Source organism: Pseudomonas sp. GM50, from assembly GCF_000282375.1.
Lineage (GTDB): Bacteria > Pseudomonadota > Gammaproteobacteria > Pseudomonadales > Pseudomonadaceae > Aquipseudomonas.
Window position 1 is genome coordinate 114388 of record NZ_AKJK01000049.1, and the last position, 18854, is coordinate 133241.

Annotated in this window: 18 protein-coding genes; 12 read left to right on the forward strand and 6 right to left on the reverse strand. The window is 60.8% G+C overall.

Annotation, left to right across the window (positions count from 1 at the left end):
* Positions 1 to 144 precede the first annotated feature (144 nt).
* Entirely contained in the window at positions 145 to 1665 is a 1521-nt protein-coding gene (gene exaC / locus PMI30_RS17495; RefSeq protein WP_007894337.1) for an acetaldehyde dehydrogenase ExaC, read from the reverse strand.
* Positions 1666 to 2161: 496 nt separating this feature from the next.
* Between exaC and PMI30_RS17490 the strand changes: the two genes are divergently transcribed.
* The 4 genes from PMI30_RS17490 to PMI30_RS17475 all read left to right on the forward strand — a co-directional run bounded on the left by PMI30_RS17490 (position 2162) and on the right by PMI30_RS17475 (position 6508).
* The gene (locus PMI30_RS17490) at positions 2162 to 4075 is read left to right on the forward strand and encodes a sigma-54-dependent Fis family transcriptional regulator (protein WP_008009024.1); all 1914 of its coding nucleotides are present in this window, start codon (positions 2162 to 2164) and stop codon (positions 4073 to 4075) included.
* A gap of 177 nt (positions 4076 to 4252) precedes the next feature.
* Entirely contained in the window at positions 4253 to 5602 is a 1350-nt protein-coding gene (gene mpl / locus PMI30_RS17485; RefSeq protein WP_008009026.1) for a UDP-N-acetylmuramate:L-alanyl-gamma-D-glutamyl-meso-diaminopimelate ligase, read from the forward strand.
* Entirely contained in the window at positions 5599 to 6231 is a 633-nt protein-coding gene (gene ubiX / locus PMI30_RS17480; RefSeq protein WP_008009028.1) for a flavin prenyltransferase UbiX, read from the forward strand. Before mpl ends, ubiX begins: the two co-directional genes overlap by 4 nt.
* Positions 6224 to 6508 carry a YceK/YidQ family lipoprotein gene (locus PMI30_RS17475; RefSeq protein WP_008009029.1) on the forward strand — a complete coding sequence of 95 codons (285 nt, stop codon included), beginning with the start codon at positions 6224 to 6226 and terminating at the stop codon, positions 6506 to 6508. The genes ubiX and PMI30_RS17475 overlap by 8 nt, the downstream gene beginning before the upstream one ends.
* A gap of 129 nt (positions 6509 to 6637) precedes the next feature.
* Here PMI30_RS17475 and PMI30_RS17470 read toward each other — a convergent pair whose 3' ends face one another.
* The 3 genes from PMI30_RS17470 to PMI30_RS17460 form a co-directional block, all read right to left on the reverse strand.
* Complete coding sequence (locus PMI30_RS17470) at positions 6638 to 7279, reverse strand: oxidoreductase (RefSeq protein WP_007894345.1); 642 nt, start codon at positions 7277 to 7279, stop codon at positions 6638 to 6640.
* Between the two features lie 27 nt (positions 7280 to 7306).
* Entirely contained in the window at positions 7307 to 9022 is a 1716-nt protein-coding gene (locus tag PMI30_RS17465; RefSeq protein ID WP_008009030.1) for a C13 family peptidase, read from the reverse strand.
* 114 nt (positions 9023 to 9136) lie between these two features.
* Entirely contained in the window at positions 9137 to 9592 is a 456-nt protein-coding gene (locus PMI30_RS17460) for a MaoC family dehydratase (RefSeq protein ID WP_008009033.1), read from the reverse strand.
* A gap of 193 nt (positions 9593 to 9785) precedes the next feature.
* Between PMI30_RS17460 and PMI30_RS17455 the strand changes: the two genes are divergently transcribed.
* Genes PMI30_RS17455 through PMI30_RS17445 form a run of 3 tightly spaced genes read left to right on the forward strand, consistent with a single transcriptional unit; the run spans position 9786 to position 11462 of the window.
* On the forward strand, positions 9786 to 10148 hold the full coding sequence (locus tag PMI30_RS17455; protein WP_008009035.1) for a CidA/LrgA family protein: 363 nt from the start codon (positions 9786 to 9788) through the stop codon (positions 10146 to 10148).
* Entirely contained in the window at positions 10145 to 10861 is a 717-nt protein-coding gene (locus PMI30_RS17450; RefSeq protein WP_008009037.1) for an LrgB family protein, read from the forward strand. Before PMI30_RS17455 ends, PMI30_RS17450 begins: the two co-directional genes overlap by 4 nt.
* A 10-nt stretch (positions 10862 to 10871) precedes the next feature.
* Positions 10872 to 11462, forward strand: coding sequence for an LON peptidase substrate-binding domain-containing protein (locus tag PMI30_RS17445; protein ID WP_008009039.1), 591 nt, complete (start codon positions 10872 to 10874; stop codon positions 11460 to 11462).
* Positions 11463 to 11555: 93 nt separating this feature from the next.
* Here PMI30_RS17445 and PMI30_RS17440 read toward each other — a convergent pair whose 3' ends face one another.
* Both PMI30_RS17440 and PMI30_RS17435 read right to left on the reverse strand, forming a co-directional pair.
* A complete protein-coding gene (locus tag PMI30_RS17440) occupies positions 11556 to 12872 on the reverse strand; it encodes a bifunctional DedA family/phosphatase PAP2 family protein (protein ID WP_008009041.1) in 1317 nt (438 codons plus the stop codon).
* Positions 12873 to 13048: 176 nt separating this feature from the next.
* Positions 13049 to 13747 carry a DNA-3-methyladenine glycosylase gene (locus tag PMI30_RS17435; protein ID WP_008009043.1) on the reverse strand — a complete coding sequence of 233 codons (699 nt, stop codon included), beginning with the start codon at positions 13745 to 13747 and terminating at the stop codon, positions 13049 to 13051.
* 189 nt (positions 13748 to 13936) lie between these two features.
* On the opposite strand from PMI30_RS17435, the gene PMI30_RS17430 reads away from it, so the two are divergent.
* The 5 genes from PMI30_RS17430 to mrdA all read left to right on the forward strand — a co-directional run bounded on the left by PMI30_RS17430 (position 13937) and on the right by mrdA (position 18849).
* Complete coding sequence (locus PMI30_RS17430) at positions 13937 to 15208, forward strand: glutamate-5-semialdehyde dehydrogenase (RefSeq protein ID WP_008009045.1); 1272 nt, start codon at positions 13937 to 13939, stop codon at positions 15206 to 15208.
* A 1-nt stretch (position 15209) separates the two neighbouring features.
* Entirely contained in the window at positions 15210 to 15899 is a 690-nt protein-coding gene (nadD, locus tag PMI30_RS17425) for a nicotinate-nucleotide adenylyltransferase (protein ID WP_008009047.1), read from the forward strand.
* 72 nt (positions 15900 to 15971) lie between these two features.
* A complete protein-coding gene (rsfS, locus tag PMI30_RS17420) occupies positions 15972 to 16466 on the forward strand; it encodes a ribosome silencing factor (RefSeq protein WP_008009048.1) in 495 nt (164 codons plus the stop codon).
* Between the two features lie 9 nt (positions 16467 to 16475).
* Positions 16476 to 16943 carry a 23S rRNA (pseudouridine(1915)-N(3))-methyltransferase RlmH gene (gene rlmH / locus PMI30_RS17415; RefSeq protein ID WP_003185785.1) on the forward strand — a complete coding sequence of 156 codons (468 nt, stop codon included), beginning with the start codon at positions 16476 to 16478 and terminating at the stop codon, positions 16941 to 16943.
* Positions 16944 to 16953: 10 nt separating this feature from the next.
* Entirely contained in the window at positions 16954 to 18849 is a 1896-nt protein-coding gene (gene mrdA, locus PMI30_RS17410) for a penicillin-binding protein 2 (RefSeq protein ID WP_008009051.1), read from the forward strand.
* Positions 18850 to 18854 lie beyond the last annotated feature (5 nt).

Here is an 18854-nt window from a genome sequence, read left to right on the forward strand (position 1 = left end):
ACGGCCATCGCGAGCAGGCTCGCTCCCACAGGGTTAGGTGGTGAATCAACTTTTGGGGGTTGATCCAAATCCAATGTGGGAGCGAGCCTGCTCGCGATTGCCATCTGAAGGGCGACACCGAAACATCGGTGTCGCCCCCGGTTTTTAGAAGAAGCCCAGCGGATTGATGTCGTAGCTCACCAGCAGGTTTTTGGTCTGCTGATAGTGATCGAGCATCATTTTGTGGGTTTCACGACCGACGCCGGACTTTTTGTAACCGCCGAACGCGGCGTGAGCCGGGTACAGGTGGTAGCAGTTGGTCCATACGCGACCGGCCTTGATGGCGCGGCCCATGCGGTAGGCGCGGTTGATGTCGCGGGTCCAGAGGCCGGCACCCAGGCCGAACTCGGTGTCGTTGGCGATGGCCAGGGCTTCGGCTTCGTCCTTGAAGGTGGTGATGCTCACCACCGGGCCAAAGATTTCTTCCTGGAACACGCGCATTTTGTTGGTGCCCTTGAGCAGGGTCGGCTGGATGTAATACCCGGTCGCCAGGCTGCCCTCGAGTTTTTCCACCTTGCCACCGGTCAGCAGTTCGGCGCCTTCGCCCTTGGCGATTTCCAGGTACGAAAGGATTTTGTCGAATTGCTGCTCGGACGCCTGGGCGCCGACCATGGTGTCGGTGTCCAGCGGGTCGCCACGTTTGATTTGCAGGACTTTGTTCATGACCACTTTCATGAACTCGTCGTAGATCGACTCTTGCACCAGGGCGCGGGACGGGCAGGTGCAGACTTCGCCCTGGTTGAAGAATGCCAGCACCAGGCCTTCAGCGGCTTTTTCGATGAAGCTTGGCTCAGCCTTCATGATGTCTTCGAAGAAGATGTTCGGCGACTTGCCACCCAGCTCCACGGTGGACGGAATGATGTTTTCGGCGGCGCATTTCATGATGTGCGAGCCGACCGGGGTCGAGCCGGTGAAGGCGATCTTGGCGATGCGCTTGCTGGTGGCCAGGGCTTCCCCGGCTTCTTTGCCGAAGCCTTGCACCACGTTGAGCACGCCGGGCGGCAGCAGGTCACCGATCAGTTCCATCAGCACGGTAATGCCCAGCGGGGTTTGCTCGGCAGGCTTGAGCACGATGCAGTTACCGGCCGCGAGGGCCGGGGCGAGTTTCCAGGCGGCCATCAGAATCGGGAAGTTCCACGGAATGATCTGCCCGACCACGCCCAGCGGTTCATGGATGTGATACGCCACGGTGTTGCCGTCGATCTCGGCGGCGCTGCCTTCCTGGGCACGGATGCAACCGGCGAAGTAGCGGAAGTGGTCGGCGGCCAGCGGGATATCGGCATTGAGGGTTTCGCGCACGGCCTTGCCGTTGTCCCAGGATTCGGTGATCGCCAGCAGTTCCAGGTTCTGTTCGATGCGATCGGCGATTTTCAGCAGGACCAGCGAGCGAGCCTGGGCGGACGTGGCGCCCCAGGCATCGGCGGCGGCATGGGCAGCGTCCAGGGCCTTTTCGATGTCTTCGGCTGTGGAACGCGGGAATTCGGCAATAGGTTGGCCGTTGACCGGCGACGTATTGGTGAAGTACTGACCTTTGACAGGCGCGACGAACTCGCCGCCGATGTAGTTACCGTATTTGCTCTTGAACGAAACGATAGCGCCTTCAGTACCGGGGTGAGCGTAACGCATGATGGGTTTCTCCTTGGCTTTTGTGCTTATAAGGGAGGACGCGCTAAAGCGCTGCATCAAGCGTAGAGCAAAGGTCGGGCCAGCGCCTTGCAGGTCAGGTAAATCAAGGCCTTGCGTGTTTTTTGTCGGACAGATGGGCGGCGTTTGTGACGCTTGCGGTACAGCCTCCGTGACACTTTGTACCGTTTGTGGCACAGGGTGTGACTGACGGGTCTTGCCAGCATTGCAATGCGTCGATGGCTGGAGGATGCTGGGCCTTAAATTGCCACACGGGTAATCCTCTGTGGCGAGGGGCGATGTGTGGTGAGGGGCTTGTGTGGCGAGGGGGCTTGCCCCCGCTGGGCTGCGAAGCGGCCCCTAAACCAGTCACCTCGATTTCCCGGATACACCGCGTACACAGGATTTACGACTGCTGCGCAGCCGAACGGGGGCAAGCCCCCTCGCCACAGGAAGTGGATATAGGTAAGCACTCACCTCTCGGGGAGAATAATAAGAAATGCACGACAACCATTTGAGTCGCCATGCCCAGCAAGTGCTGACCGTGACCCAAGGCAAATCCCACCTGCACGGTCCCGGCAGCGATCCGTCCATTGCCCGTTCCTGGCTGCGTTGTCTTGAGGACTATCACCTCGACCCGGCCCTGACCATGGCGCCGACGGTGCTCGAACATGGCCGCGTGCTGGAAAGCCGCGAACGTTTGCAGCAAGTACTGCAGATCGCCGGCAACGAAATGACCAGCCTCCACCAGCAACTCTCCGGCGCTGGCCACGCGGTGCTGCTGACCGACGCCCGCGGGGTGATCCTCAATTGCGTCACCGCGCCCGCCGAACGGAAGATTTTCGAGCGCGCCGGCCTTTGGCTCGGCGCTGACTGGAGCGAAGCCTGCGAAGGTACTAACGGCATCGGCACCTGCCTGGTGGAGCGTCAGTCCCTGACCATCCACCAGGACGAACATTTTCGTGGCCGACATACCGGCCTGACCTGCTCGGCAAGTCCGGTGTTCGATCCTCATGGCGAGCTGCTGGCGGTGCTCGACGTGTCTTCGGCGCGTCACGAGGTTTCGCGTCAGAGCCAGTTTCACACCATGGCCCTGGTCAATCTGTCGGCGAAGATGATCGAGAGCTGCTATTTCCTGCGTTACTTCGATAATCAGTGGTTGCTGCGTTTTCACTTGCAGGCCGAATCCGTAGGGCTGTTCAGCGAAGGGCTGCTGGCGTTTGACGGGGAAGGGCGGATCTGTGCGGTGAACCAGAGTGCGCTGAATTTGCTGGGGCATATTCGTGGTGGGCTGTTGGGTAAACCGGTGGAGGCGTTTTTCGACTGCTCGCTGGATGAATTGCTCGGCCGTGCGAGCGTCAATGCCAACGCCAGTTGGCCATTGCGCACCCGTGACGGGCGGCGGTTGTTTGCCGTATTGCGCGGGCAGCCGCGCAGTATTCCGGTGCCGGTGGTGCAAAGCCCGATGGTTGCCGAGCGTCCGCGCTTGTCAGGCATTTGCCTGGGCGATGCCGCGTTGCAGGAGGATTTCCGCAAGGCCTTGCGCGTGTTTGAACGGGACGTGCCGTTGCTGATCAACGGCGAAACCGGTTCCGGCAAGGAAGCCTTCGCCAAAGCCGTGCATCAGGCCAGTCAACGCTCGGAAAAATCGTTCGTCGCCCTCAATTGCGCGGCGATCCCCGAAAGCCTGATCGAGAGCGAACTGTTCGGCTATCGCGGCGGCAGCTTCACCGGTGCCCGCAAGGAAGGCATGCGCGGCAAGTTGCAGCAGGCCGATGGCGGTACTTTGTTCCTCGATGAAATCGGTGACATGCCGCTGAGCATGCAGACTCGTCTATTAAGGGTGCTGGAAGACCGTCAGGTGGTGCCGATTGGCGGTGAGCCGGAATCGGTCAATGTGCGGATCATCAGCGCCACTCACCGCAATCTGCTTGAACGGGTGCAGGACGGCAGTTTCCGCGAGGATTTGTATTACCGGCTCAATGGGCTGGAGGTTGCGTTGCCGGCGCTGCGCGAGCGCGCTGACAAATCACAGTTGCTCGACTTTTTGCTGGCCGAAGAGGCGGGCGGGGAGACGGTGCTGATTGATGCCCCGGCGCGGCAGGCCTTGCTGGATTTTGCCTGGCCGGGCAATGTGCGGCAGCTGCGCAATGTGCTGCGGACCCTGGCAGCGTTGTGTGATGGCGGCCGGATCGGGCTGGAGGATTTGCCGGCGACGATTCGCCAGGCCCGGGCAGTAACGGTGTCGGTGGTTGAAGAATCGTCCGAGTATCCACTGGACGATGCCGAGCGGTTGGCGTTGCTGACTGTGCTGGAGCAGCAGCGCTGGCACATGACCCACACCGCCGAACAACTGGGCGTCAGCCGCAATACCCTCTACAGGAAGCTGCGCAAACACGGTATTGCCCGCTAGATACACCGGATCCTGACTTTGTAGGAGCGAGGCTTGCCCGCGAAGCTTTTGGCGTACTCGAGGACGCCTTCGCGGGCAAGCCTCGCTCCTACAGGGGTTGTGGTGTTTGTCTTGAAACACAAGGTGCGATTTTCCCCTCCCTACGCTAACCTGCGGCCATGTTTTACGAGGTCGACTATGCACATTCATATTCTTGGTATTTGCGGCACTTTCATGGGTTCGATGGCGGTTCTGGCCAAAGAGCTGGGCCATCACGTGACCGGCTCCGATGCCAACGTCTATCCACCGATGAGCACTCAGCTGCAAGCCCAGGGCATTGAGTTGACCCAAGGTTACGACCCGGCGCAGCTCGATCCGGCCCCGGACCTGGTGGTGATCGGCAATGCCATGTCCCGCGGCAACCCGGCTGTCGAATACGTGCTGAACAAAGGCCTGCCGTACGTCTCCGGCCCGCAATGGCTGGCCGATCATGTACTGCAAGGTCGTTGGGTGCTGGCGGTTGCCGGCACTCACGGCAAAACCACCACCAGCAGCATGCTCGCCTGGGTCCTGGAACACGCCGGCATGAGCCCGGGTTTCCTGATCGGCGGCGTGCCGCAGAATTTCTCGGTGTCGGCGCGTCTGGGTGATACGCCGTTCTTCGTGATCGAAGCCGACGAATACGACAGCGCGTTCTTCGACAAGCGCTCCAAGTTTGTTCACTACCGTCCGCGCACGGCGATCCTGAACAATCTTGAGTTCGATCACGCCGACATCTTCCCTGATCTGCCGGCCATCGAGCGGCAGTTCCACCATTTGGTTCGGACCATTCCGAGCGAAGGCCTGGTGATTCATCCGACCACCGAGCCGGCCTTGCTGCGCGTCATCGAAATGGGCTGCTGGACCCCGGTGCAAACCACCGGTGCCGGCGGTCAGTGGCAAGTCAAACTGCTCAGTGAAGACGGTTCGAAATTCGAAGTAATGTTCGAAGGCGCCGTTCAAGGCGTGGTCGAGTGGGACATGACCGGTCAACACAACGTCGCCAACGCCTTGGCCACCTTGGCCGCTGCGCGTCACGTCGGCGTAGTGCCGTCGATGGGCATCGCGGCACTGAGCGCGTTCAAAAGCGTGAAGCGGCGGATGGAAAAAGTCGCGGAAGTGCGTGGCATCACCATTTACGACGACTTCGCTCACCATCCGACCGCCATCGCCACCACCCTCGACGGTCTGCGCAAACGCATTGGCGACGCGCCATTGATTGCGATCATCGAGCCACGCTCCAATTCCATGAAGCTCGGCGCTCACCGCGATGGCTTGCCGGAAAGTGTGGTCGATGCCGATCAGGTGATCTGGTATTCGCCGGCCAACCTCGGTTGGGATCTGGGTGCCACTGCGGCGTTGTGCACCGTGCCGTCGATCGTCAGTGATTCGCTGGAAGGCATCATCGAGCGCGTGAAGAGCCAGGCTCAGCCCGGCACTCACGTGGTGATCATGAGCAACGGCGGCTTCGGCGGCCTGCATGGCAAACTGGCCGAGGCGCTGCAATGAACAACGGCCCGGAACGCATCACGCTGGCGATGACCGGCGCTTCGGGCGCCCAGTACGGCTTGCGCCTGCTCGACTGCCTGGTGCGTGAAGACCGCGAGGTGCACTTCCTGATTTCCAAGGCTGCGCAACTGGTGATGGCCACCGAGACCGATGTCTCGCTGCCGGCGAAACCACAGATGATGCAAGCCTTTCTCACGGAATACACCGGTGCCGCCGCCGGGCAGATTCGGGTGTACGGCAAGGAAGACTGGATGTCGCCGGTGGCTTCGGGCTCTGGCTCGCCAGCGGCGATGGTGGTGGTGCCGTGTTCCACCGGAACCTTGTCGGCTATCGCGACCGGGGCCTGCAACAACTTGATCGAACGGGCTGCCGACGTGACCTTGAAGGAGCGCCGCCAGCTGATTCTGGTGCCACGCGAGGCGCCGTATTCGAGCATTCATCTGGAGAACATGCTCAAGCTGTCGAACATGGGCGTGACTATTCTGCCGGCGTCACCGGGCTTCTATCACCAGCCGCAGACCATTGATGACTTGATCGACTTCGTCGTGGCGCGAATTCTCAACTGTTTGAATATCCCGCAAGACATGCTGCCGCGTTGGGGCGAACACCATTTGAGCAGCGATGAATAAGCTGCTGATCATCCTGCTGGCTTTGCAATTGGCGGGCTGCGCCACCGCGCGCACCCTCGATGCCGCCAAGCCTGGAGCGCCGGTGGTGTATTCGGGGACGCGTCTGGATTTGTATGCGATGAACGGCGGTTGCTGCGCCATGGACCGATTTGGCGCCGAAGCACCGAGCTATCCGGGTGTTGACCTGCCGGCCAGCGCCTTGCTCGACACGTTGTTGTTGCCGCTGTCGTTGTTAACGGTGATTGGCGTAAGTTTTCAAGCGACGGGTGGATTGTAAGAGAGCCCTGTGGCGAGGGGGCTTGCCCCCGTTGGGTCGCGCAGCGGCCCTCCGTTTCTTGAGTCGCCTGGATTTGCGACTGCTTCGCAGCCGAACGGGGGCAAGCCCCCTCGCCACAGGTCCGCTGAATTACTTGCCCAACTTACGCAACTCATCCGACTCGACAATCCGCACGCCATCCTGCTCTTCCAGCGCCAGGCGCCACATGGCGCGGGCCAGTTGGCAGGCTTCGATGCCGTGGTACTTGCCCGGAATCAATTTCGACAACGGGCCGGCAACCCGCTCGCCCAGTCGCGGCTCGACGCGATCGCCCAGCAACAGCGAAGGCCGGCAAATGGTCAGCTGCGGCCAATTCTGCGCGCGCAATGCGTGTTCCATCTCGCCTTTGACCCGGTTGTAGAAAATCGAGGATCTGCGATCGGCTCCCAAGGCGCTGATCACGATCAAGTGCCGTGCGCCCATTTCCCGTGCACGTTTGGCGAAGGCCACGACCATGTCCAGGTCCACTGCGCGAAACGCTTGCTCGGAGCCGGCCTGTTTGATCGTGGTGCCGAGGCAGCAGTAGGCAATGTCGACGCGACCGTTCAATTGCGGCAAAAACACCGCCGGGTCGCCGACCGGGTTTTCCAGGTGAGGATGCTCGGCCAATGGCCGGCGTGAGGGGGCTAATACCCGTGTAATCGTTGGCTCGTTGAGCAGGCGGTCAAGCAAATGTTCACCGGTTAACCCGGTAGCTCCGGCAAGCAATACATGCTGAGGCGTCAAGTACATAGTAATTCCCCCTTGATACTATTCAGCTTAGTTGCTCTTTTCATCCTTGCTGATAGAGACACTTTGCAGTGCCTTTCGTGCCTGTTGTTTGCGTAACGATTGCCAGTGGGCGAGAACGGTTTTCGGCGCCCAGATTTGCGGCTCGGAGGCTTCGAAATTGTCGGCCAGTTCACGCTCGGCCACGGTGGCCCTGGCCAGTTTGAAGGCTTGCTCCAGATCGTCGGTCTGGTTCAGCGCCTGGGCGAACAGCGCGTCGCCGAAATAAGTGAAGTTGGCTTCCTCCGAACACCCGAAGGACACTCGATCGGCGCGCGAGGCGGTCATGATCAGGGTGCGTTCGTCCTTGAGGGCGGGGATGAAGCCGCCGGAATAGCAGGATGAAATCACGATGATCTTGTCACGCTTCTTCAGGGGCGCGAGGACGGCGGCGAGCTCGTCGGCCGGCAGGTCGGCCAGCTCCATGCGGGGCTGGTCGAGCACCAGTTCGTGTTCACTGGAGCCATGGCTGGTCAGATAAATGAACAGCAAGTCTTCCGGGCCGCTGCGCTCGGCCAGGGTCTGGGCGGCGCGGCGCAGGTTCTCCCGGGTGGCCATCGGCCGGTCGCCGAGGTGATCGCGATGGTTGACCAGGCGGATCTGGCCGAAGGCGCCGAAACGGCTGGCGAGCATGTTGGCGACGTAGTCGGACTCGCGCAGGAACACGCTCTGCTTGCCGTCGCCGCCCAGGGTCAAGGTGTACAGTTCGACCGCTGGGGTCGAGGCCGGGACGTTGGCCAATGCATCGTCGAGCAAGCGCCCCTGAGCCAGCAAGCCGAGTTCGAGAGGGTCGGGCAGCAGCTTGCCGTCGGCGTCGCGCACGCGCTGACTATTGACCCAGGTGCCGCTCTGCACGGTGCCATCGGTCAACACCAAAGTACCTTGGCCCTGATAGTTGTCGCCGTCGAACTGGCCAATGTAGAAACTGCCATCGGCCAGGTTCAAGCGACCTTGACCGGTGAAACGCCAGTCGCTGAACTGACCGATGTAGTGACTGCCGTCGGCGCCGATCAACTCGCCCTTGCCGCTGAGCACGCCTTCCTTGAAGTGACCGAGCCAGACATCGCCATCGGCGTTCTCGTAGCGGCCCTTGCCGTGCAGTTGATTGTTCTTGAAGCCGCCGACATAGATATCGCCATCGGCGCTGTTGAAGGTGCCATTGCCTTCCAGCTGACCGTCGGCGAAATGCCCGGTGAACAGATTGCCGCTGGCATCGCTGCGCTGGCCTTCGCCGTTGGGTTTGCCGTGGGCGAATTGACCTTGGTACTGGCTGCCGTCTTCGAGTTCCAGACGACCGAGCCCTGAGTATTGATCGGCCTTGAATTCGCCGCGGTAGGTCATGGCGTTTTCTTTGAGAGTACCTTCGCCGTCGCGTCTACCCGCCTTGAAACCGCCGGTATAGCTGCTGCCAGTGGTGGTCAGGGTGCCTTGGCCATCGAATAGCCCTTGCTGGAATTGCCCGCGATAGACCTCGCCGTTGCTGCCATGCCATTCGCCCTGGCCATGCCATTGGCCTTTGTCGAACTGGCCGGCGTACCAGCTGCCGTTCGGGTAATCGATGCGGCCCTCGCCTTGCAGCAAGCCATTGACCAGGTCACCGCGATAGCGTCCGCCGTCCGGCAGGCGGGCATCGGGGGGCAGCAGCGATTCGCCATCGCCGCAAGCGGTGAGCAACAGGGTCAGAGCAAGGAGTGCAAGTGGGCGCATAGCGGGATCCGGGCAATTAGGCGACCGAGTATGCCGCAGCTATGTGTCGCATTTATAGAGACACGGCACAGACACGGCGCGAAACAGCGTGAGCTGCTTCGCATCCGGGATGCTTTACACGAAGCAGAGGGACAGTGGCTCGGCGATATAAGCCGGTTTGTCCGACCCTTCGATTTCAAGCGTGGCGGTGGCCTTGAGCAGCCATTGGCCGGGTTTCTTCTCGATGACCTCGTTCATGTCGACCTTGAGTCGCACCCTGGAATTGACCTTCACAGGCTGGATGAAACGAACGCTGTCCAGGCCGTAGTTGACCACCATCTTCGCGCCTTCAGGCAGGATGAGGATGTCTTCCATCAGTTTGGGGATCAGTGACAACGACAGGAAACCATGGGCGATGGTGCTGCCAAAAGGGGTTTGCGCGGCTTTGACCGGGTCGACGTGGATGAACTGGTAATCACCTGTGGCTTCTGCGAACAGGTTGATGCGTTCCTGGTCGATGGTGAGCCATTCGGAACGTCCGAGTTCCTTGCCGACATAATCTTTGAGCTCTGCAACTGGAACATAGGGCATTGAGACTCTCCTTGGGTCATCGGTTTTATAGTTTTCGGGTGGGGGGATTTGACCTCCCTGCGAACCACTTTAGATCAACATGGCAAATTGCTCCGGTCAACTATCCATGCTTTTGGCGAATGCCGATTCATAGCGTTGGCATGCTTATAATGCCGGGCCCCTTCTTTGTGGGGAACGCGCGCGGGAGGTGTGGATGTTGTTACGTGGCCTGACCTGGCTGGTGCTGTTTCAATTGCTCGGCACCGCCCTCAATCATCTGTTTTTGCCGGTACTGCCGGGGCCGATCATTGGTCTATTGCTGCTGCTGGGATATTTGATTATCCGCGGTCAAGTCGGTGAACCCCTGAACCTCGCGGCCAGCAGCTTGTTGCGTTACCTGCCGTTGCTGCTGGTGCCGCCGGCCGTGGGCGTGATGGTTTACGCCGCCGACATTGCCGCGGATTTCTGGGCGATCACCGGTGCGCTGGTGCTGTCGCTGCTGTTGTCGATGGCCTTCGCCGGCGTCTTGATGCAGCGCATGGTCAAGCCTCACGCTGATCATGAGGACGGCCAATGATTTTCGATTGGCACGGCGCCTGGGCGTCGGTGATTCATCATCCATTGTTCGGTATTGGCATTACGTTGGGCGCGTATCAATTGGTGCTGGCAGCCTTTGAGAAAACCCGTTGGGTTTTTCTGCAACCGGTACTGGTCTCCATGTTGCTGGTCATCGCTGTACTGGTCGGTTGCGGTCTGAGTTACGCCGAATACCGCAAGAGCACCGAGATCCTCAGCATCTTGCTCGGGCCGGCCACTGTTGCGCTGGCGGTGCCGCTGTACCTCAACCTGCGACGGATCCGGCAGTTGTTCTGGCCGATATTTACTACGCTGGTGATAGGTGGTGTAGTCGCCACGGGCATGGGGGTGTTGCTGGGCTGGTGGTTCGGCGCCGAACACATGATCCTGATGACCATGGCACCCAAATCGGTTACCTCGCCGATTGCCATGCTGGTGGCGGAGCAGATTGGTGGTGTCGCGGCGTTGGCGGCGGTGTTCGTGTTGATTACCGGAGTGATCGGGGCGATCTTCGGGCCGAGTCTTTTGACCCGCCTCGGTGTCCACAGCCCAGAGGCCCGTGGCATGGCCCTGGGCATGACCGCCCACGCCGTCGGCACTTCGGTGGCCTTGCAGGAAAGTGAAGAGTGCGGTGCCTTTGCGGCACTGGCGATGAGTCTGATGGGCGTGGCCACGGCGGTGTTCCTGCCGTTGGCGGTGTCGATGGTGGTGTAAGGAAATGTCTATGAGTCTGCCGCTTTTTCCGCTGAACACGGTGTTGTTTCCGGATTGCATCCTCGACTTGCAGATATTCGAGGCGCGCTACCTGGACATGATCGGTCGCTGCATGAAACAGGGCGGCGGCTTCGGCGTGGTGTGCATCCTCGACGGCGAAGAAGTCGGCATCGCCCCCGAAGGCTATGCACGAGTGGGGTGCGAGGCGCTGATCACCGACTTCCACCAGCAGGACAATGGCCTGCTGGGCATTCGGGTGAAGGGCGGGCGGCGTTTCCATGTTGTGCGCACCGAGGTGCAGCGCGACCAGTTGATCGTTGCCGACGTCGAGTGGCTGGAAGACGAGCCCGAGCAACCGCTACAGGATGAGGATGCCGACCTGGTCGCGCTGCTCAGGGCTTTGGCGGAACACCCGATGGTCGAAGCGCTGAGCATGGGCACCGAAGCGACGGGGCAACAGTCCCTGGCCAACCAGTTGGCCTACCTGTTGCCGTTTGCTGAAGTGGACAAGATAGACCTGCTGCAACTTGATGATCCGCAGCAGCGCCTGGATGCGATTCAGGCGTTGCTGGATGAGTTGCAGGGTGAGTTGTTTACCTGACGTGCGCTAAAAGATCGCAGCCTGCGGCAGCTCCTACATCAAATTGGCGTACCCCCTGTAGGAGCTGCCGAAGGCTGCGATCTTTTGATCTTTTCAGTACGCGTATCTCAACATCGCATGCGGCATGTGCCGCAACACAAAGAAACCGAACAACGCCACCAACGACGGCAGTACCAGCCACCAGATTTTCGGCGGCATGGCGTTGAGCGAAGTCTGGCGTTGAGTCAGCCAAAGACTCGCCGCACACACGCACGCCGCCAACATCGCGCCGGCCAGTACATCGGTCGGCCAGTGCGCGCCCAGGTACACCCGTGACAAGGCAATCATCAGCGCCGGCAAGCAGCCCACCAATAACCAGGTCAGGCGCATGCGCGGCGGTTGTCCGCGACCGGCCAGCACCGCGAGCGTCAAGAACAATGCGAAAGAGCCCGAGGCATGGCCGCTGGGCATGCTGTAGCTGGTCAGTGGATCACTCAGCACTTCCGGGCGCACACGGGCGAAAAAGTGCTTGGTCGCGGTGTTGCCCAGCGCGGTGAACAGCAAGGTGCCGCCGGCGAAGAGCGCGTGTCGCCATTGTCGTGTCAGCAACAGCAAGACGGTCAGCAGCGCGCTGAGCATAAACATGTTGCGGAATTCACCGATCAGCGTGAACACCACGGCCACTTCATCGAGCAGCGGGCTGCGGTGTTCCTGTATCAGGGTCATCAATCCTTGGTCGAGGGCGGTCAGGTGCGGGTAGCCGATGAACAGGCCGATCAGGATCAACAGGCTCATGCTGCTGATCCAGATGGTCGCCCGGCGATGGCGGCGCAGGCTGCTGTTTGCGCTCAGACCGACCATCACCGCAATGCTGCCGGCGACAATCCCGGCTTCAGGCCAGAAACCTTCCGGCAATGGCAGGCGAATCGCCGCCCCGGTGGCCCAGCCCGGCAGGAGATAGGCGAGGCTCCAGCCCGCGGCAGCCAACAGGCTGACGACGGCGAAGCGCGGGAAGGGCATGTCGCACATCCCGGCAACCATCGGTAGCATCGGCCGCAAGGGGCCGATAAAGCGGCCGACCAACAGGCTGGCGATGCCATAACGCTGGAAATACGCCTCAGCCCCGGCCATCCATTCCGGATGATGGCGCAACCCTGGCAGGCGACGGATGTTCTGGTGGAAATGTCGTCCTAAAAAGTACGAAACGATGTCGCCCAGCACGCCGCCGAGGAAACCCAGTAGCAGCGTTTCACCCAATGACAACGCGCCACTGCCGGCCAGCACCGCCACGGCAAACAACAAGACTGTGCCGGGCACGATCAGCCCGGCAATCGCCAGGCATTCAATGCAAGCCACAATGAACACTGCCGCGGCCAACCACTGCGGATTGACCGTCAGCCAACCGGTCACGCTATCGAGCCATGGGCCCATAAAAACAACTCCATCAAATAATCAATTGGCCTCAAGGGACAAACGCAATCTTCACAACACCACAGATTTCATGTGGGAGCGGGCTTGCTCGCGAAGGCGGAGTGTCAGACGGCTCTAATATCGACTGAAACGGCCCCTTCGCGAGCAAGCCCGCTCCCACACTGGATTTTCATCGTTCACGTCAGCAAAAAATAATCGCGCCCTTCGACTTGCCCCCGGCGCAGCGGGTTACGCGTGCAGTAAGGCGCATAAGCCGCATCAACAAAGCGGTACATCAAGTGTTCGTCGCGCCCGTGGGGAATGCCCAGGCGTGTGGTCTGGATGATGTGGCCGGGCGCTGGCCCGACATCTTCCACCAGTAGCACTTCATGGTCGAAGCGTTTGGCGTCCCAGACTGGCACCTTCAGCCCCAGCGCCTTGCAAAGCAGCGTCTGCCCGGCACACAGCTTTTGCGAGGGGCGAGGGCCGCCCCGGGCATCGGGATTGTTCAATAGCATTTGCGCCAGGCTCGCCGGCCCGCTCAGTTCGTCGACCCATGGATAGGCGGATTTGATCAACACTGCGTTGCCGGGCCCCTGAGCGCTGAAGTTCAACGAATCGCCGCCGCGGGCGTAATACATATAGATGTGGCCGCCATCCAGAAACAAAGCCTTACGCTTTTCTGTGTAGCCAAGGGAGGCGTGGCTGCCTTTTTCTTCACAGTAATAGGCTTCGGTCTCGATGATCCGGGCACTGAGCCACAGGTCGCCGACCTTATGGCGGATGATTTTGCCCAGTAAGTCCCGGGCCAGCGTTTGGGCGTCGCGGTCGAAAAATGCATCCGGCAGCCCCTTGGGCGGGGGCGTAGCGGACGCACGAACAGTCAGATTGGTCATGATGAACAGCGTTTATCAGGGCTGATTGAGTCGTGATGATAACAATATGCAACTTAATCACGGCTGAACGTCGGCAAATTGCGCTCCATTTCGACCATCCGCCCGTCACCGCTGTTAGTCCCGGGACGCGACAGCTATAATCTGCCGCTTTACTCTTTACCAAGACCTTAGCAAAGACCATTGCAGACCATGACTGAGTCCGTTCTTGACTATATGACCCGCTTGGGTCGCGCCGCCCGCGAAGCTTCCCGCGTGATCGGCCGTGCCAGCACCGCGCAGAAAAACCGCGCATTGCAGGCGGCTGCCAATGCGCTGGACGCTGCACGCGCCGAACTGACGGCTGCCAATGAACTGGATTTGGCCGCCGGCCGCGCCAATGGTCTGGAGCCTGCTCTGCTGGAACGCCTGGCACTGACCCCGGAGCGCATCGACGGCATGATCGTCGGTTTGCGTCAGGTCGCGGCACTGCCGGACCCGGTCGGTGCGATCCGCGACATGAGTTATCGCCCGTCTGGCATTCAGGTCGGCAAGATGCGCGTGCCATTGGGCGTGATCGGGATTATCTACGAATCTCGGCCGAACGTGACCATCGATGCCGCCAGCCTGTGCCTGAAGTCCGGCAATGCGACCATCCTGCGTGGCGGTTCCGAGGCGATTCATTCCAACCGTGCCATTGCCGCCTGCATCCAGCGCGGCCTGGCCGAGGCCGATCTGCCGGCCGCCGTGGTGCAAGTGGTCGAAACCACCGACCGTGCGGCCGTCGGCGCGTTGATCACCATGCCGGAATACGTCGATGTCATCGTGCCCCGTGGTGGCCGTGGCCTGATCGAACGGGTCAGTCGCGATGCCCGCGTGCCCGTCATCAAGCACCTGGACGGCATCTGCCACGTCTACGTCAGTGCCCACGCCGATCTGCCGAAAGCCCAGCGCATTGCGTTCAATGCCAAGACTTACCGTTACGGTATCTGTGGCGCCATGGAAACCCTGCTGGTGGATCAGGCAGTCGCCAATGAGTTCTTGCCGTCGATGGCTGCCCAGTTCCGCGAAAAAGGCGTCGAACTGCGTGGTTGCGAGCGCACCCGGGCAATCATCGAGGCCGTTGCGGCTACTGAAGATGACTGGCACACCGAATACCTGGCGCCGATCCTCTCGATCCGCGTGGTCGACGGTCTGGATCAGGCCATCGAGCACATTAACAAGTACGGCTCCCATCACACCGATTCGATCGTCAGCGAAAACCTGGCCGACACCCGGCGTTTCGTGGCTGAAGTCGATTCATCTTCGGTGATGATCAATACGCCGACGTGCTTTGCCGATGGCTTCGAATACGGATTGGGTGCCGAGATTGGCATTTCTACTGATAAGCTGCACGCCCGCGGCCCGGTGGGCCTCGAAGGGCTGACCTGCGAGAAGTACATCGTGGTCGGTGACGGTCAGTTGCGCGGCCAGGAGTCGCTCTGACTTGGGCGACTTCGACCCGTCAGCCCAGGTGACCGCCAGCGAGCCCCAGCCTCGACGCATTGGCGTGTTGGGCGGAACCTTCGACCCGGTGCACATCGGCCATTTGCGCGGTGCGCTGGAAGTCGCCGAATCGCTGGCGCTCGACGAGTTGCGTCTGACACCCAGTGCCAGGCCGCCTCATCGCGGTACGCCGCAGGTGTCGGCGAAGGACCGTCTGGCGATGGTCAAGTGCGCGGTGGCCGGTGTGCCACCGTTGGTAGTGGACGCCCGCGAATTGCAGCGGGACAAACCGTCCTACACCATCGACACCCTGGAACTGATGCGCGCCGAACTGGCCGCCCCAGACCAGGTTTTTCTACTTTTGGGCTGGGACGCATTTTGCGGCCTGCCCACTTGGCACCGCTGGGAAGAGTTGCTCCAGCATTGCCACATCCTGGTGCTGCAACGCCCGGATGCCGACAGCGAACCGCCGGATGCCTTGCGCAACCTGCTGGCAGCGCGCTCGGTGAGCGACCCGCTGGCCCTCAAAGGGCCGAGCGGACAGATTGCATTCGTCTGGCAGACGCCGCTCGCGGTATCCGCCACCCAGATCCGTCAACTGCTGGCCAGCGGTAAGTCGGTACGTTTCCTGGTGCCCGACGCGGTCCTGGCCTACATCGATGCGCACGGTCTCTACCGTGCGTCGAACTGAAAAAGGGAGCGCTTCAAAACACGTGAACGCGTGTACCGAAGCGCCCGAACATACGAGCAAAACGAGTTTTATATGACTGACAAAGACGTAAACAAAGTAAAGCGCAAGGGCACATTCAAGAGCGCTCCGCTGCCAGTAGAAGCACCAACTGGCGCGCCACTGGCCGGCGAAGAGCTGGTGAAGGTTGCCGTAGCAGCCCTGGAAGACGTCAAGGCCCAGGACATCCAGGTGATCGACGTTCGTGAAAAGCAGAGCATCACTGACTACATGATCATCGCCACCGGTACGTCCAACCGCCAGATCGGCGCGATGCTGGACAAGGTCCGCGAAGCCGTCAAAGCCCAAGGCGTCAAGCCGCTGGGTGAAGAAGGCAAGGGCGACAGCGACTGGGTGTTGCTGGACATGGATGACGTCATCGTTCACATGATGACTGCTTCGGCTCGTCAGTTTTACGACCTGGAGCGTCTGTGGTCTGGTGCAGAACAGAGCCGTGCTCTGAACGCGGCTCACCACAGCCCGGAAAACACCCATGAGCATTTCATCAAGCTCAACAAAGACCAGCAATAAGGGACCGCTGTGCGACTGCGACTGATCGCCGTCGGTTCACGCATGCCCAAATGGGTGGAAGAAGGCTGGCATGAATATGCCAAGCGTCTTCCGTCCGAGCTGGCGCTGGAACTGGTGGAAATTCCGCTCAACACTCGCGGCAAGAACGCCGACGTGGCGCGCTTTATCCGTCAGGAAGGCGAAGCCATGCTGGCCAAGGTCGGGCCGAATGAGCGCATTGTCACCCTCGAAGTCCACGGCAAGCCCTGGAGCACCGAGCAACTGGCGGTCGAACTCGATCGCTGGCGGCTGGACTCGCGCACGGTGAATTTCATGGTCGGCGGCCCCGAAGGGCTGGCGCCGGAAGTCTGTGCCCGGGCGGATCAACGCTGGTCGTTGTCACCGTTGACGTTGCCGCACCCATTGGTGCGAATTCTGATCGGCGAACAGCTGTATCGTGCCTGGACAGTGTTGTCCGGCCACCCTTACCACAAGTAGTTCTGCCCTCATGCCCCAGCCGATCCGTATCAAGGACCACGAAAAAGACGCCCGTCTGGTGCGTGGCCGCGTCGTGTTCGGGGCAATCGCAGTGGTGGCGCTGATTGGCGTGCTGATCGCGCGGCTGTATTTCCTTCAGGTGATCCAGTACGAGTACCACTCGACCCTCTCGGAAAACAACCGCGTCCATGTACAGCCGATTCCGCCGACTCGCGGGTTGATCTTCGACCGCAATGGCGTGGTGGTGGCCGACAACCGGCCGAGCTTCAGCCTGAGCATGACCCGCGAACGCTCCGGTGACTGGCAGCAAGTGCTCGACGTGATCGTTGAAGTGCTGGAGATGACGCCCGAGGACCGGGTGATCTTCGAGAAGCGCATGCGTCAGGGGCGCCGACCGTTTGAGCCGGTGCCAATCCTGTTCGAGCTGACCGAAGAGCAGATCGCCCGCATCGCGGTGAACCAGTTCCGCCTGCCTGGTGTGGAAGTGGTCGCGCAACTGGTGCGGCATTACCCGCAGGGCGCACACTTTGCGCACTCGGTGGGTTACATGGGGCGGATCAACGAGAAAGAGCTGAAATCGCTCGATCCGGTCAATTACAGCGGCACCCACCACATTGGCAAGACCGGCATCGAGCGTTTCTATGAGCCCGAGTTGCACGGTCAGGTGGGTTACGAGGAAGTCGAAACCAACGCACGAGGCCGCGTATTGCGCGTGCTCAAGCGTACCGATCCGATTCCCGGCAAAGACATTGTCCTGAGCCTGGACATCAAATTGCAGGAAGCCGCCGAAGCTGCACTGGGCGGTCGCCGTGGCGCGGTGGTGGCGCTGGACCCGAAAACCGGCGAAGTGCTGGCGATGGTCAGTCAGCCGAGTTTCGACCCGAACCTGTTCGTCACCGGCATCAGCTTCAAAGCCTATTCCGAGTTGCGCGACTCCATCGACCGGCCACTGTTCAACCGCGTGTTACGCGGTCTGTATCCGCCGGGCTCGACGATTAAACCGGCGGTGGCGATTGCCGGTCTGGATGCGGGCGTGGTTACGGCGTCGACCCGGGTCTACGATCCCGGCTATTACCAATTGCCCAACTACGATCACAAATACCGTAACTGGAACCGTACCGGCGACGGCTACGTGGATCTGGACACGGCGATCATGCGCTCCAATGACACCTACTTCTATGACCTGGCCCACAAGCTGGGGATTGATCGGTTGTCGGCGTACATGAGCAAATTCGGCATTGGCCAGAAGGTCTCCCTGGACATGTTCGAAGAATCGCCGGGGTTGATGCCGACCCGGGAATGGAAGCGCGCGACCCGTCGTCAGGCCTGGTTCCCGGGCGAGACGCTGATTCTGGGGATCGGTCAAGGCTACATGCAGTCGACTCCGTTGCAACTGGCGCAGGCCACAGCGCTGGTGGCCAACAAAGGCGTCTGGAACCGTCCGCATCTGGCCAAGACCGTCGAAGGCGAGCGGCCGAAGGACGAAAACCCCATGCCGGACATCGTCCTGCGTGATCCGTCGGACTGGACCAAGGTCAACCACGGCATGCAGCAGGTGATGCACGGTGCACGCGGTACGGCGCGCAAGGCCTCCATCGGTGCTCAATACCGGATTGCCGGCAAGAGTGGTACGGCTCAGGTGGTCGCGATCAAGCAGGGCGAAAAGTACGACCGCTCCAAGGTTCAGGAGCGTCACCGCGACCACGCCTTGTTCGTCGGTTTCGCGCCGGCCGACAACCCGCAAATCGTGGTGTCGGTGATGGTCGAGAACGGCGAGTCCGGTTCCGGCGTCGCCGCGCCTGTGGTGCGTCAAATCATGGACGCCTGGCTCCTGGACCAGGACGGCCGACTGAAAGCCGAATACGCCAGCCCTATCAGTGCGGAGGCTACGGCCCGTGAAGAGTAATTTCG

Excerpts from the sequence above, each read along its gene's own strand:
- PMI30_RS17450 (WP_008009037.1), top strand. The coding sequence starts at position 10,145 with ATGATTTTCGATTGGCACGGCGCCTGGGCGTCGGTGATTCATCATCCA.
- mpl (WP_008009026.1), top strand. The coding sequence starts at position 4,253 with ATGCACATTCATATTCTTGGTATTTGCGGCACTTTCATGGGTTCGATG.
- PMI30_RS17445 (WP_008009039.1), top strand. The coding sequence starts at position 10,872 with ATGAGTCTGCCGCTTTTTCCGCTGAACACGGTGTTGTTTCCGGATTGC.
- PMI30_RS17475 (WP_008009029.1), top strand. The coding sequence starts at position 6,224 with ATGAATAAGCTGCTGATCATCCTGCTGGCTTTGCAATTGGCGGGCTGC.
- PMI30_RS17460 (WP_008009033.1), bottom strand. The coding sequence starts at position 9,592 with ATGCCCTATGTTCCAGTTGCAGAGCTCAAAGATTATGTCGGCAAGGAA.
- PMI30_RS17465 (WP_008009030.1), bottom strand. The coding sequence starts at position 9,022 with ATGCGCCCACTTGCACTCCTTGCTCTGACCCTGTTGCTCACCGCTTGC.
- mrdA (WP_008009051.1), top strand. The coding sequence starts at position 16,954 with ATGCCCCAGCCGATCCGTATCAAGGACCACGAAAAAGACGCCCGTCTG.
- ubiX (WP_008009028.1), top strand. The coding sequence starts at position 5,599 with ATGAACAACGGCCCGGAACGCATCACGCTGGCGATGACCGGCGCTTCG.
- exaC (WP_007894337.1), bottom strand. The coding sequence starts at position 1,665 with ATGCGTTACGCTCACCCCGGTACTGAAGGCGCTATCGTTTCGTTCAAG.
- PMI30_RS17430 (WP_008009045.1), top strand. The coding sequence starts at position 13,937 with ATGACTGAGTCCGTTCTTGACTATATGACCCGCTTGGGTCGCGCCGCC.
- rsfS (WP_008009048.1), top strand. The coding sequence starts at position 15,972 with ATGACTGACAAAGACGTAAACAAAGTAAAGCGCAAGGGCACATTCAAG.
- PMI30_RS17470 (WP_007894345.1), bottom strand. The coding sequence starts at position 7,279 with ATGTACTTGACGCCTCAGCATGTATTGCTTGCCGGAGCTACCGGGTTA.
- PMI30_RS17440 (WP_008009041.1), bottom strand. The coding sequence starts at position 12,872 with ATGGGCCCATGGCTCGATAGCGTGACCGGTTGGCTGACGGTCAATCCG.
- PMI30_RS17435 (WP_008009043.1), bottom strand. The coding sequence starts at position 13,747 with ATGACCAATCTGACTGTTCGTGCGTCCGCTACGCCCCCGCCCAAGGGG.
- PMI30_RS17490 (WP_008009024.1), top strand. The coding sequence starts at position 2,162 with ATGCACGACAACCATTTGAGTCGCCATGCCCAGCAAGTGCTGACCGTG.
- PMI30_RS17455 (WP_008009035.1), top strand. The coding sequence starts at position 9,786 with ATGTTGTTACGTGGCCTGACCTGGCTGGTGCTGTTTCAATTGCTCGGC.